General features: G+C 70.6%; 12 protein-coding genes and 1 tRNA gene. 5 read left to right on the forward strand and 8 right to left on the reverse strand.

All coding sequences use genetic code 11. The annotated features are described in order from the left end of the window. Positions 1-96 precede the first annotated feature (96 nt). On the forward strand, positions 97-297 hold the full coding sequence (locus QOM21_RS15445; protein WP_407550581.1) for a helix-turn-helix domain-containing protein: 201 nt from the start codon (positions 97-99) through the stop codon (positions 295-297). After that, entirely contained in the window at positions 297-1,436 is a 1,140-nt protein-coding gene (xerC, locus tag QOM21_RS15450; RefSeq protein WP_407550583.1) for a tyrosine recombinase XerC, read from the forward strand. The genes QOM21_RS15445 and xerC overlap by 1 nt, the downstream gene beginning before the upstream one ends. Positions 1,437-1,514: 78 nt before the next feature. On the opposite strand, the gene QOM21_RS15455 is transcribed toward xerC, so the two are convergent. Continuing rightward, positions 1,515-1,588: transfer RNA gene (locus QOM21_RS15455), tRNA-Thr, on the reverse strand. 181 nt (positions 1,589-1,769) lie between these two features. Between QOM21_RS15455 and QOM21_RS15460 the strand changes: the two genes are divergently transcribed. The 3 genes from QOM21_RS15460 to QOM21_RS15470 all read left to right on the forward strand — a co-directional run bounded on the left by QOM21_RS15460 (position 1,770) and on the right by QOM21_RS15470 (position 4,434). Then, a complete protein-coding gene (locus QOM21_RS15460) occupies positions 1,770-2,906 on the forward strand; it encodes an ABC transporter ATP-binding protein (RefSeq protein ID WP_407550585.1) in 1,137 nt (378 codons plus the stop codon). A gap of 329 nt (positions 2,907-3,235) precedes the next feature. Further along, positions 3,236-3,652 (forward strand): hypothetical protein, encoded by a 417-nt coding sequence (locus QOM21_RS15465; protein ID WP_393894815.1) that lies wholly within the window; start codon positions 3,236-3,238, stop codon positions 3,650-3,652. A gap of 53 nt (positions 3,653-3,705) precedes the next feature. Then, entirely contained in the window at positions 3,706-4,434 is a 729-nt protein-coding gene (locus QOM21_RS15470) for an NDP-sugar synthase (protein ID WP_407550587.1), read from the forward strand. A gap of 355 nt (positions 4,435-4,789) precedes the next feature. Here QOM21_RS15470 and QOM21_RS15475 read toward each other — a convergent pair whose 3' ends face one another. The 7 genes from QOM21_RS15475 to QOM21_RS15505 form a co-directional block, all read right to left on the reverse strand. Further along, positions 4,790-6,403 carry a DoxX family membrane protein gene (locus QOM21_RS15475; protein ID WP_407550589.1) on the reverse strand — a complete coding sequence of 538 codons (1,614 nt, stop codon included), beginning with the start codon at positions 6,401-6,403 and terminating at the stop codon, positions 4,790-4,792. Positions 6,404-6,643: 240 nt separating this feature from the next. Continuing rightward, positions 6,644-7,600, reverse strand: coding sequence for a 23S rRNA (guanosine(2251)-2'-O)-methyltransferase RlmB (gene rlmB, locus QOM21_RS15480; RefSeq protein ID WP_407550591.1), 957 nt, complete (start codon positions 7,598-7,600; stop codon positions 6,644-6,646). Between the two features lie 128 nt (positions 7,601-7,728). Beyond that, positions 7,729-9,123, reverse strand: a complete 1,395-nt coding sequence (cysS, locus tag QOM21_RS15485; protein WP_407550593.1) for a cysteine--tRNA ligase — start codon at positions 9,121-9,123, stop codon at positions 7,729-7,731. Between the two features lie 152 nt (positions 9,124-9,275). Beyond that, positions 9,276-9,680 (reverse strand): PPOX class F420-dependent oxidoreductase, encoded by a 405-nt coding sequence (locus QOM21_RS15490; protein ID WP_407550595.1) that lies wholly within the window; start codon positions 9,678-9,680, stop codon positions 9,276-9,278. A gap of 138 nt (positions 9,681-9,818) precedes the next feature. Next, a complete protein-coding gene (gene ispF, locus QOM21_RS15495; RefSeq protein ID WP_407550598.1) occupies positions 9,819-10,388 on the reverse strand; it encodes a 2-C-methyl-D-erythritol 2,4-cyclodiphosphate synthase in 570 nt (189 codons plus the stop codon). Then, positions 10,375-11,121, reverse strand: a complete 747-nt coding sequence (ispD, locus tag QOM21_RS15500; RefSeq protein WP_407550600.1) for a 2-C-methyl-D-erythritol 4-phosphate cytidylyltransferase — start codon at positions 11,119-11,121, stop codon at positions 10,375-10,377. The genes ispF and ispD overlap by 14 nt, the downstream gene beginning before the upstream one ends. A gap of 518 nt (positions 11,122-11,639) precedes the next feature. Beyond that, positions 11,640-12,122, reverse strand: a complete 483-nt coding sequence (locus QOM21_RS15505; RefSeq protein ID WP_003953493.1) for a CarD family transcriptional regulator — start codon at positions 12,120-12,122, stop codon at positions 11,640-11,642. Positions 12,123-13,063: the final 941 nt, after the last annotated feature.

Genomic DNA, 13,063 nt, shown 5'->3' on the forward strand with positions numbered 1-13,063 from the left:
TGACGCAGGAATCCGCGCCTCGGACAGGCGCAGGCCTCCGAGAAGCCCCCGAACCAACTCCATTCGCATGCCCGGCCCTCTTCCGGAGGTCTCAACGTGCTGACCGTCGTCGCAAGCGACCCGCAAGCCCTCACTGTCCCGGAGGTCATGACCGCTCTGAGGCTCAGCCGCAGCAAGGTCTACGACCTGATCCGCTCCAAGCAGCTCCCGAGCTACACGTCCGGCCGTGCCCGCCGCATTCCGGTCGATGCCGTACGCCACTACATGCAGGAACGACTTGAGGAGAACGCAGCCTGATGGCAGCCCGAAAGAGGAATCCCAACGGCGCTGGCAGCATCTGGCAGCGCAAGGACGGCCGCTGGGAGGGACGTGTCTACGTCCCTCAACCCGACGGGACCCGCAAGCGCAAAACCATCTACGGCGCTACCTGGGAAGAATGTGATGAGAAGCGCCAGGAACTCGTCCGGCGTGACCGTCAGGGCATCCCTACACCCACACGCTCCGCCAAGCTCTCCGAGTGGCTGCCGTACTGGCTGGAGGAACACGTCAGGCCACAGCGTAAGCGCACCACCTACGTGAAGTACGAGATGCACACCCGTCTGTACCTCGTGCCGCTCCTGGGCAGCCGCCGCCTGGAATCGCTCACCACCGCGAACGTGCGCCGGATGATTTCAGCGGTGACCGCGCAAGCGTCGGCGGCAACCGCGAAGGAGGCTCACCGCGTCCTGCGCACCGCCCTGACGGCCGCATGCCGAGAGGAGTTGATCAGCCGCAACGTGGTGCAGCTGGTCCCCGCCCCGCAGGTCGAGCCGCGCGAGCTGTGCCCGTGGTCGCTAGACGAGTCCTTGACCTTCTTGGAAGCCGCGCGGTCCGACCCGCTGTACCCCGCATTCGTCCTGGCCGTCGCCCTCGGCCTGCGACGTGGGGAGATCCTGGGATTGCAGTGGCGAGACGTGGATCTCGACCGGCGAACCTTGACGGTCCGAACCACGCTCAACCGCGGCGGCAAAGAGCTGTACCTGGATACGACCAAGAACCGGCGTTCGAGGGTGATCCCCGTTCCACTGATGTGCGTGGCTCCACTCCGGTGGCAGCGTATGCGCCAGGGCGGCCAGCGGGCCGCCCTCGGCGCGGAGTGGCACGACAGCGGCCTCGTGTTCACCACCCGCAGTGGTCTGCCCATCGAACCGCGGAACCTGTACCGGTCCTTCCAGCGGGTGTCAGCGTCAGCGGGCCTGCCGCAGGTCCGGCTGCACGACACCCGGCACGGGTGCGCATCCCTGCTGTTCGCGGCCGGCGTCGCACCCCGCACCGTCATGGAAATCCTGGGGCACTCCCAGATTGCGGTCACCATGAACGTCTATACGCACGTCAGCGATGACACCCGCCGGGAGGCCATGAGCCACATGGATCGGCTGCTCAAACGGCGTCGTTAGACGGGACTGCCGTCAGGTTCTGCCGTCAACGCCCCCGTGATTCATGATCACGGGGGCGTTGCTGCAGGTCACACTCAGAGCCCCCTGTCGGATTCGAACCGACGACCTTCGCTTTACAAGAGCGGTGCTCTGGCCAGCTGAGCTAAGGAGGCGTGCGAGAAGAAGTGTACCCAGGCGCGCCGGATGCCGGTCCCCCGGTTTTCGTGACCGTAAGGCTACTGACACCGGCCCGGGACGACGGTAGCGTCACGCCGAAGTCCACAGCAGTGGACCACATCACTCCTTTTACTCGGATCGTCCGGCACGTTCCTGCCGGTGAAGGGACACATCACCATGGCTACGGTCACGTACGACCAGGCAACCCGCGTCTACCCGGGTTCCGACAAGCCCGCCGTCGACAAGCTCGACATCGCCATCGAGGACGGCGAATTCCTCGTCCTCGTCGGGCCGTCCGGCTGCGGCAAGTCCACCTCGCTGCGGATGCTCGCGGGGTTGGAGGACGTCGACGGCGGCGCCATCCGCATCGGGAACCGCGACGTCACCCACCTTCCGCCCAAGGACCGGGACATCGCCATGGTGTTCCAGAACTACGCGCTCTACCCGCACATGTCGGTCGCCGACAACATGGGCTTCGCGCTCAAGATCGCCGGTGTGCCGAAGGCCGAGATCCGGCAGAAGGTGGAGGACGCGGCGAAGATCCTCGACCTGACGGAGTACCTCGGGCGGAAGCCGAAGGCGCTCTCCGGCGGTCAGCGCCAGCGTGTCGCGATGGGCCGGGCGATCGTCCGGGAGCCGCAGGTCTTCCTCATGGACGAGCCGCTGTCCAACCTGGACGCCAAGCTCCGCGTGCAGACCCGTACGCAGATCGCCGGCCTGCAGCGCCGCCTGGGGATCACCACGGTGTACGTCACCCACGACCAGGTCGAGGCCATGACGATGGGCGACCGCGTCGCGGTCCTCAAGGACGGCCTGCTCCAGCAGATCGACTCGCCGCGCAACATGTACGACCGCCCGGCGAACCTCTTCGTCGCCGGCTTCATCGGCTCTCCCGCGATGAACCTCGTCGAGGTGCCGATCACCGACGGCGGCGTGAAGTTCGGCAACAGCGTCGTCCCGGTCAACCGCGAGGCACTGACCGCGGCCGCCGACAAGGGCGACAGGACCGTCACGGTCGGCGTGCGTCCCGAGCACTTCGAGATCGTCGAGCAGAACGGTGCCGCCGCGAAGTCGCTGTCCAAGGAGAGCACGGACGCCCCGGCGGGCCTGGCCGTCACGGTGAACGTCGTCGAGGAGCTCGGCGCCGACGGCTACGTCTACGGGACGGCCGAGGTCGGCGGTGAGGTCAAGGACCTGGTGGTGCGGGTCAACGGCCGCGAGGTTCCGGACAAGGGCGCGCGACTGCACGTCGTACCGCGGCCGGGCGAGACACACGTCTTCTCGACGTCGTCGGGTGAGCGCCTCACCGACTGAGCGGATCGGGCGGCAGCGCCCGACGAAAGCGGTTGAAGCGGCGGCGCCGGGTCTGCGGACCTGGCGCCGCCGCGGTGCGTCGACCCCGGAGCCGCCGGAGCGGGTTTCCGTACGGGACTCCCCGGGGCCCGCACCTGCACCGGATCTCGATCCGCACCTCGACGGGGACCTCGCCCACTGCCCCGTGTCGACAAAATCCCCGGCAAAACCTCACAGATGCCGCCTTTCTCGCCGGTACGTCAACGCAACAACCGCACCGACGAGCCATTCGTCCCTCGATAAGGTGACCAAATGTCGCCAAATCATCACTCCTCGCTACCATCACGTCCGTGAACTCCGCAGCCCGCCGTATCGGCCGAACTCTCGCCCTCGTCCTCCCCGTCGTCCTCGTCCTCTCCGGGACCCTCGCGGTCACCCGCGTCCCGTGGGCGTCGACGGCCACCGAGTCGCAGGTGCTGACCGCGTCCTCCGGGAAGGCCTCCACCAAGGCCGGCCCCCGAGCCCCCCAGGACGTCCTCCGCGACCGCCTCCTCGTCGAACTCCAGGAGAAGGATCCCGGCGTCGCACTGACCCACCTCCAGAAGGCGACCACCGCGCGGCCCTCGCTGGCCAAGCACTGCGCGTCCATCGCCCGCGCCCTCGGCCGCGCCGCCGTCGCCAAGTACGGCGCCGCACACCGCGCCCAGGCGTTCTCCCGGCCGGTCTGCGACACCTCCTTCGCCACGGGCGTCGCCACGTCCCAGTGACCGCCCTGCGCACCACGCAGTGACCGCAACGCGCACCGCATAGGGTGCGAACCATGACAGGCGCCCCGCATCCGTACCCCACGCAAGCCGTGGTCCTGGCCGGAGGCCAGGGCTCTCGTCTCCGCCCGTACACCGACGACCGACCCAAGCCGATGGTCGAGATTCCCGGAACCGGAACCCCGATCATCGGCCATCAGCTGAACTGGCTGGCCGAGGAAGGCGTCACGGACGCGGTGGTCTCCTGCGGCCACCTCGCCGAGGTGCTCCAGGACTGGCTCTCCCAGGCCCAACTGCCCCTGCGCGTCAGGACCGTTGTGGAGAACGAGCCGCTGGGCCGGGGTGGTGGACTCAAGTTCGCGGCCGCCTCCCTCCCCCGCCCCGACGAGCCCTGGTACGCCACCAACGGCGACATCTGGACCCGCTTCCCGCTCCGCGAGATGGCCGCCTTCCACCACGAACGCGACGCGGAGGCCACCCTCGCGCTGGCCCGCCCCCGCATCCCGTGGGGCGCCGTCGAGACCGATGCGTTCGGGCACGTGCTGGACTTCGTCGAGTCGCCCCCCTCGCCGTATCTCATCAACGCGGGCGTCTACGTCTTCTCCGCCGCCTTCACGGAACTGCTGCCCACCCGCGGCGACCACGAGCGGACCACCTTCCCCCGCCTCGCCCGCCAACGCCGCCTGGCCGGCTATCCGCTCCCGCAGGGTGCCTACTGGCGCGCCATCGACACCGCCAAGGACCTCACCGAGGCCGCCAAGGAGCTGGGCGCGCAAGGGCGTTGAGCGGCCTTCTGACGGCCCGGGGTCCGTGGCCCCCGCCCGGGTAGCCCATCGACGCCGTCAGGGACGTACGCACCCGCCAGGCCCCCTCCACGCCCTTCAGGGCCGGCTGGACGCCCTCCGAGCACGGCACAGGCCCCGGGCGCGCTCCGGCGCCGCTCAGGCGCCTCCCGCCCGCCCACAGGGCATACGCAGAAGTCCCGGGCCCCGCCCCGGGCACCGATACCCGGGCCGTCCGGGCTCCCCCGAACACGCCGCTGCCCCCGGCCGCCCCTCCCCTGCGCCTCGTGGTCGAGGCGAAGGGGGTTCGGGACGAACGGGGGCAGGTACGCGGTCCGTGAGGGCGCGCGGTCCGGCGTCAGCCCAGGAGGCCGCCCAGAGTGCTGCCACGGCCACCGGAATCGCCACCGGAGCCACCGGTGCTGCCACCGGTCGTACCGCCGCCGGTGCCGCCCGAGGTGGTCGGCGCCTGGGACGGCGCCGGTGCCCGGGTCGGGGTGGTCCGCTGCGGCGGGCCGCTGGTGGTCGCGCCGGGCTGCTGAGCACTGCCGCTCGCGCTGCCCGACGGAGCCGCACCCGGCGTCGATGCGGACGGCCTGCCGGCCTGGCCCGCCTTGCGGGAAGCATCCGCGGAGGGCCTGGTGCGGCGCTGCGGGATGTTGTTGCCGTTCTGACCCTGGCCGGGCCTGGTGGCCTTCTTGTACGGACGCGGCAGCGGCGAACCGGGGAGGTTGTTGATCGCCGGCTCACCGGGCCGCGGCACGGGCGTGACCGTCGCGGACCGTACGGCGCCGCCGAGCAGCGAGCCGATGAGCAGCGTCAGGCCGGCCACCACCGCGGTCATCACCGCGCCGCGGCGCAGTACCCGGCGGCGCAGGTCGGCGACCTCGACCCGCGGGCCCAGCCGCCGCCAGGCCTCGCCGGCCAGCCGGGCGTCCATGGAGTAGACCGGGGCACCCGCGATGATCAGTGGGCTCCACGCGGCGAGGTAGATGATGTCGGGAGCGTCGTAGGCGGGGACCGTGCGCCAGCTGACGGTCATCAGCAGGGCCGCGGAGAGCAGCGCGCCGAACGAGGCGGCGAGCCGCTGCCACAGACCGCAGATCGTCAGCACGCCGACGACGACCTGGAGGAACGCGACGGTCAGGCCGGCGCCGACGGGGTGCGAGACGGCGAAGTCCCGGAGGGGCACCGCCAGGGCCCACGGGTCCAGCGACTGGAGCCACTTGACCATCGAGCCGCGCTCGCCGCCGTCGAAGTACACGGGGTCGCAGAGCTTGCCCATGCCGGCGTAGACGGAGATCAGGCCGAGGAAGACCCGCAGCGGCAGCAGGACGACACCGAGGTTCATCCGGCGCCCGGGGTAGTAGGCGTGCCGGACTGTGTCGCTGCCGCGCCGCTTGGAGCCGGCGTCGTACGCTTCGCGGGCCTCGAAGCTGTCGTCGTCGTAACCGTCGTCGGCGCGGCCGCGGTCGTAGGTGTTGTCGCCGTACGCGCTGCCGACGGGGCGCACGCCGCGCAGCAGGGTCGTTTCGGAGTCGGTGGGGCCGCGCTGGCCGATCACGGTCGAGGCGGGTGCGGCGTCGTCGATGCGTACCCGGGGCAGGACCTGGGTCGTGCCGATCTCCTCGCCGTGGCCGCCGTCGAGCCCGATGCCGGCGTCGCGGACCGCGTGCAGGAGCTGGGTGGTGGCACCGGCAGTGCCGCCCGGCGCCGTCCGACCGCTCCACACCACGGGCGCCCGGCGTCTGGCACCGGGGGTCGAGCCCCGGACCATGGGGATGTGCGCGGTGTCGGCCATGGCGCTGCTGCTCACCACTGGGGCGGCTAGCTGTACCCGGAAGCTGGCGTGGTTGACGATGACCTGCGCGGGATCGCACGGCACCTTGACCGAGCTCAGGACCGGCTCGTCATCGAAGCCCGGCGAGCGTCCCCCCGTAGGTGTGCGGGGTGTTCTGGTGTCCACGCTCATCTAACCGAGTGACCCGCGGTTAAGACACTGCTTTGACCGGCCCGATCTGTCCGAGACCCGTCAAAGATCACGGGATCTCCGCAAGAAGTGCGGAGCGTCAGGCTTTGCCCCCAGCTGGGCGATGCGGGCGCGGCCGGGGCATTCCGCCCCGCCACGGGCCGCCCGCGACCGTGCGCGGGAGGGAGTGACGCAGCGCGGACCGGCCGTCTTCCGGACGGCCGGTCCGCGATCGTGCTCTCGTCAGGCGCGGCGGCGCGCCGCCTCCCACAGGACCACACCGGCCGCGACACCGGCGTTCAGCGACTCGGCGCCGCCCGGCATCGGGATCCGCACCCGGACGTCACAGGTCTCGCCGACCAGCCGCGACAGGCCCTTGCCCTCGCTGCCGACCACGATGACCAGCGGACCGCCCAGCGCCTCGACGTCCTGCAGCTCCATCTCGCCGTCCGCGGCCAGACCGACGACCGTCAGGCCCGCCTTCTGGTACGCCTCCAGCGTCCGGGTCAGGTTCGTCGCACGCGCGACCGGCGTACGGGCGGCCGTACCCGCGGAGGTCTTCCACGCACCGGCCGTCATGCCGGCCGCGCGGCGCTCCGGCACGACCACGCCGTGGCCCCCGAAGGCGCACACGGAGCGGACGACGGCGCCGAGGTTGCGCGGGTCCGTGACGCCGTCGAGCGCCACGATCAGCGGGTCGTCGCCGGTGTCGAAGGCGGCCGCGGCGAGGTCCTCGGGGTGCGCGTAGTCGTACGGCGGAACCTGGAGGACCAGGCCCTGGTGGTTGAGGCCGTTGGTCATCCGGTCCAGCTCGGGGCGCGGCGCCTCCATCAGGTTGATGTTGCCGCGCTCGGCAGCGAGCTGGAGCGCTTCGCGCACCCGCTCGTCGGTGTCGATGAACTGCTGGACGTAGAGGTTCGTCGCCGGCACGCCGTCGCGCAGTGCCTCGAAGACCGGGTTACGGCCGACGACGAGCTCGGAGGTGCCCTTCGCACCGCCGCGCCGGGGGGCCGGACGCCTGGCCGCGGCGTGCTTGGCCTTGGCGTTGGCCACGCGGTTCTTGACATGCCCCTTCCGCTCGGAGGCGGGCGGGGTCGGACCCTTGCCTTCCAGGCCCCGGCGCCGCTTACCGCCACTGCCGATCTGCGCGCCCTTCTTGTTGGACGTGCGGCGGTTCCTGCGCTGGCTGTTGCCGGCCATGGGTCACCTGTTTCTTCACTGCTCTCGACGTCTCTCGACGTGGAGTGGGTACGTACGTATGGATTGAGTGTCGCCCGCAGCCCCCGGGAAGGGCGAATCCGGACGTCGGCTGGGGGTCACGGCGGTGCTCAGGACAGCGACCAGCGCGGGCCGGACGGGGTGTCCTCGATGGCGAGGCCGGACTGCTGGAGCTGGTCGCGGATCGCGTCGGCGGTGGCGTAGTCCTTGCGCGTGCGGGCCGCCTGCCGCTGGTCGAGCACCAGCCGGACGAGCGAGTCCACCACGCCGTGCAGATCCGCGCCGCGGTCCGCGCCGCCGCCGGACCAGCGCTCGTCGAGCGGGTCGAGGCCCAGGACGCCGAGCATCGACCGGAGCTCGGCCAGCCTGGCGACCGCCGATTCCTTGTCGTCCGCGGTGAGCGCGGCATTGCCCTGGCGGACGGTGGTGTGCACGATCGCCAGCGCCTGCGGGACCCCGAGGTCGTCGTCCATCGCCTCGGCGAAGGCCGGCGGCACCTCGGGTGCCGGCTCGACGATGCCCACCTTCTCCACCACGCGCTGGATGAAGCCCTCGATCCGCGCGAACGCGGACTCGGCCTCGCGCAGGGCTTCCTCGCTGTACTCGATCATCGAGCGGTAGTGCGGGGTGCCGAGGTAGTAGCGGAGCACGATCGGACGCCAGCGCTTGACCATCTCCGAGACCAGCACGGAGTTGCCCAGCGACTTGGACATCTTCTCGCCGCTCATGGTGACCCAGGCGTTGTGCGCCCAGTAGGCGGCGAAGTCGTCACCGAACGCCTTGGCCTGCGCGATTTCGTTCTCGTGGTGCGGGAAGACGAGGTCGACGCCACCGCCGTGGATGTCGAAGGCGCTGCCCAGGTACTTGTGCGCCATCGCCGAGCACTCCAGGTGCCAGCCGGGACGGCCGCGGCCCCACGGGGTCTCCCAGCTGGGCTCCCCCTCCTTGGCGGCCTTCCACATCGCGAAGTCGCGCGGGTCCCGCTTACCGGTCTCGTCCTCGCCGGACGGCTGGCGGAGGTTGTCCAACTCCTGGTTGGTCAGCTGCAGATAGCCCGGGAAGGACTTCACATCGAAGTAGACGTTGCCGTCGGCGGCGTAGGCGTGACCGTTCTCGATCAGGCCGCGCATCATCTCGATCATCTCGGGGACGTGGCCGGTGGCGCGCGGCTCGTACGTCGGGCGCAGGCAGCCGAGAGCGTCGTACGCCGCGTTGAAGGCGACCTCGTTCTCGTAGCCGATCGCCCACCACGGGCGGCCCTGCTCGGCCGACTTCTTGATGATCTTGTCGTCGATGTCGGTCACGTTCCGTACGAACGTGACGTCGTAGCCGCGGTACTCGAACCAGCGGCGCATGATGTCGAAGTTCAGTCCCGACCTGATGTGCCCGATGTGCGGGGCGGCCTGCACGGTGGCACCACACAGGTAGATCGAGACACAGCCCGGCGTGAGCGGGATGAAATCGCGAATCTGCCGGGCGCTGGTGTCGTACAGGCGAATCGTCACGCAACCAGGGTAGTCGGAACCAGGCAGTGCCCTGCGCCCCCTTGGGTTACCGGCACACAGAAGCGTGACGGTCGGCCGGGTCGGGGGTACCGCCGGCCGCTTCCCCGGCCGCCCGCCCGGCGCGTTTGCCCAGGCGGACGGGGCGGGGGCGGTCAGATGCGGCCCACCACCTTGCGCGGCGTGATCCGGACCACGACGCGCGCGTCGTCCTGCCCGGCGGACGGATTGAACTGCGCGTAGTCCTTCCCCGTGTACTTCCGCGCGAGCTCGTCGATCAGCTCCTGCCCGCCCTCGGTGGTGAGGGTGGCCGAGCCGCGGATCTCGGCGTAGGTGTACGGCGCGTCGAACGGCTGGATCACGACGGACACCCTCGGGTCACGGCGAATGTTGGCTTCCTTGCGGCGCCCGACGGTCGTCGAGATCAGCAGGTCGTCGCCGTCCCGCTTCACCCAGACCGGGGACACCTGCGGGCTGCCGTCGGGCTGAATCGTCGCGACGGACACGAAGACCGGGGTGTCGAGGAGCTTCTTGAGGTCGTCGGACAGGGTGGCTGACACGGGGTGCCTCCTGGGCGGGCCGAAGTCGATCCGATGGTCACGAGTTCTCCGACAAGCCCCAACGTCCGCGCGGCGCCCGGCATTCCCGCATCGGCGGGGAGCCGGGCGCCGCACGGACGCGCGCAGGTGCGTGACCGCTCAGGCCGTGCGGACCACCAGCGCCGTGGCGATCGCCGCCAGGCCCTCGCCGCGGCCGGTCAGCCCGAGGCCGTCCGTGGTCGTCCCGGACACCGAGACCGGCGCCCCGACCGCCGCGGACAGCGCCTTCTGCGCCTCGTCCCGCCGCTTGCCGACCTTCGGCCGTACGCCGATGACCTGCACCGCGACATTGCCGATGGCGAAGCCCTCGGCCCGTACGATCCGGGCGGCCTCGGCCAGCAGCGTCACGCCGGAGGCACCGGACCACTCGGGGCGGCCGGTGCCGAAGTGCGCGCCGAGGTCGCCCACGCCGGCCGCCGAGAACAGCGCGTCACAGGCCGCGTGCGCCGCCACATCAGCGTCGCTGTGGCCGGCCAGGCCGTACTCCTCGTCCGGCCAGTGCAGCCCGGCGCACCACAGCTCGCGGCCCCGCTCGAAGGCGTGCACGTCGGTGCCGATCCCGACGAGGGGGATGCCCGGCAGGCCGCCGCCACCGGCGGGGTCCGCGGACACGGCGGGCGCTGCGGCCCCGGCGGACGATTCCGGCACGGCCGGCTCAGACATAGCCATCGGTGGCCCTCCTCCGGGCGAGTACGGCCTCGGCCAGGACCAGGTCCAGCGGCCGGGTCACCTTGAACGCCTCCTCGTGGCCGGGCACGACCACGACCGGGGCGCCGAGTCGCTCGACCAGCCCGGCGTCGTCGGTGGCACCCTCACCCTCGACGGACGTGTCGTGCGCCTTGAGCAGCGTCTCCAGGTCGAATCCCTGCGGCGTCTGGACGGCGCGCAGCAGTGACCGCTCCGGGGTGCCGACCACCGGCTCGGGGGCGCCCTGGGCCTGCGGCTCGACCTGCTTGACGGTGTCCGAGAGGGGCAGGGCGGGCACGACGGCGGGCGCCCCGGCGCGGACGGCCGCGATCACCGTGTCGACCGTGTCGACGGGAACCAGCGGGCGCGCCGCGTCGTGCACCAGCACCACATCGATGGCCTCGGGCAGCGCCGCCAGACCGCGGCGTACGGAGTCCTGGCGGGTCTCGCCGCCGGGCACCACCACGATGTCGGTGCGGTCACCGAAGGCGTGCTCGTCGAGAAGATGGCGGACGTCGAGGGCGCCGTCGGGCGGTGCGACCACGACGACCAGGGAGACGGCGCGCGAGGCGGCCATCGCGCGGACGGCGTGCACCAGCATCGGGGTGCCGCCCAGGGTGCGCAGCGCCTTGGGGGCGCCGGGGCCGAGCCGGACACCGCGGCCGGCGGCGGGAATCACCGCGGCGGTGCGGATCGGACGGGAGGGATCAGACATCGAAGGCTCCGGAGTTCCGGGGCGACCCCGGAATTGGCGCAGACAGGTTTGTTTCCTCGTGGGAGGTGGGTATGGCCACAGCGTGCCGGGCGTGACGCCTTGACCGGACCCCTTCCGTGACATCGGTCGAGGCAGCTGCCCGAGCCCGGCACGCCAGAGGTGGCGTACGGGGCATTCCCTCTCCCCTTCGGTCGGCGGCGCTGCTCCGCGCAGCGGCTCCCACCGGACACGCGGACCGTCCGGCGGACCGCGCGAGGTCCCGGCGTCGGCCGACGGCACAGGCGACGGGCAGAAGCAGCGGTCGAGAAGCACGCACAGCGATGAAGCACTGCGAAGAAGAGGCCCGGCGAGGAAGAAGCGGGGCGACCGACCGCAGATATGCCGCAGCGCCCGGCAACAGACCCCGGGGAAGGGGTCGTCACTCGGGCACCGCGGCATTGCTGCGTCGACTCACACGCGGACAACACGCAAAGTCATTTCACGTGGCGTTCACGCACACTTCTTGATGCACAGCGTCGTCAGGACGCGAGGACCTCGTCGAGCAGAGCCTCGGCCTTGTCTTCGTTGGTGTTCTCCGCGAGGGCGAGTTCGCTCACCAGAATCTGGCGGGCCTTGGCGAGCATCCTCTTCTCACCGGCGGAGAGTCCGCGCTCACGCTCACGACGCCACAGGTCGCGAACTACTTCGGCGACCTTGATCACGTCACCGGAAGCGAGCTTCTCGAGATTTGCCTTGTAACGACGAGACCAGTTCGTCGGCTCTTCGGCATACGGTGCACGAAGCACCTCGAAGACCCGGTCCAGCCCGTCCTGACCAACCACGTCGCGTACGCCGACGAACTCCGCATTGTCCGCTGGCACACGAACAGTCAAGTCGCCCTGGGCGACCTTCAGCACCAAGTAGGTCTTGTCCACGCCTTTGATCTGGCGAGTTTCGATGGCCTCGATCAGCGCGGCCCCGTGATGGGGATAGACCACGGTGTCGCCAACCTTGAACGTCATGTGACAGGTACCCCTTCCGTGGCTATCCATGCTAACACGGGAACGGACCGTTCTGAATGGCGTTTTCGCAGGTCAGGGCGCATCTCGGGGCTTGACAACAGTGACCGGAACGTGCTGCGAGGGGCCGCCCGAGGCAGGTATTCGCAGGTCGGAGGGGCTTCGCGGGCGAGCGGAAACATGTCCGTCACACCGCATGAACTTGATGATCGACATGACGAACGTCCCGTTTTGCGCGGATCCGTATGAGCTACTTCCGCTACTCCGTTCGGTTGGCGGAGCCCGCGGCAGGACCGTTTCCGGAATTGATCACGCGGCGGACGGCGGAGCTTGATCAATATCGTCCGGCACCCGCATTCCGCATCGAATACTGCTTTTCACCGGCCGAAACGCGGGGCCGTCACCCGAACGGCCTTCGGTCGAATATTCATCGCACTTCTCCGGCCACGCCGCGGAAGGAGTCGCGGAGGACTCACGGAGGAACGGTGAACACCCATCCGCCGCAACCGGGAACCGGATCGGGAGGGGCATCGGCGACGCGCGGAAGCGGACGGGATTCATGTGCCGGGAGACGCCGGTGGAATGGGACCCGGGGCAGGGCCGGGAAGCCGATCCTGACACGGACCGGGCGGAAGGCGATCGGCTCCGGGGCATCGAGGGGATTTTCTCGTCGGCCTCACGCGGCGGCGTGGCGTGTTCCCGAGGATCCGCGGGAACGGGCCGCACGGGACCGGTTGGGAATGCCGGGCGATCAGGCCCCGGGGGTGCGGGCGTAGTTCTGTTCCACGTGCCGATTCGGGCCCGTCCAGGCGCGCTCCAGGGGCCCGTTCGGGCGCCGGCAGCAGGGCATCGCGGGGTGCCGCCAGGGGAGGCCCGGCGGGGTGCGGCCGCGCAGGGGGCGGGTCGGGTGCGGCGGCGCGGGGGCGGCTCGGTAACCTAGCGGC

Source organism: Streptomyces sp. Pv4-95 (genome assembly GCF_045782725.1).
In the GTDB taxonomy this organism is placed as follows: domain Bacteria; phylum Actinomycetota; class Actinomycetes; order Streptomycetales; family Streptomycetaceae; genus Streptomyces.

Coding starts and splice junctions, on each gene's coding strand:
- QOM21_RS15470 (WP_407550587.1), top strand. CDS start 3,706: ATGACAGGCGCCCCGCATCCGTACCCCACGCAAGCCGTGGTCCTGGCC.
- ispD (WP_407550600.1), bottom strand. CDS start 11,121: ATGTCTGATCCCTCCCGTCCGATCCGCACCGCCGCGGTGATTCCCGCC.
- QOM21_RS15460 (WP_407550585.1), top strand. CDS start 1,770: ATGGCTACGGTCACGTACGACCAGGCAACCCGCGTCTACCCGGGTTCC.
- QOM21_RS15505 (WP_003953493.1), bottom strand. CDS start 12,122: ATGACGTTCAAGGTTGGCGACACCGTGGTCTATCCCCATCACGGGGCC.
- xerC (WP_407550583.1), top strand. CDS start 297: ATGGCAGCCCGAAAGAGGAATCCCAACGGCGCTGGCAGCATCTGGCAG.
- QOM21_RS15475 (WP_407550589.1), bottom strand. CDS start 6,403: ATGAGCGTGGACACCAGAACACCCCGCACACCTACGGGGGGACGCTCG.
- ispF (WP_407550598.1), bottom strand. CDS start 10,388: ATGGCTATGTCTGAGCCGGCCGTGCCGGAATCGTCCGCCGGGGCCGCA.
- rlmB (WP_407550591.1), bottom strand. CDS start 7,600: ATGGCCGGCAACAGCCAGCGCAGGAACCGCCGCACGTCCAACAAGAAG.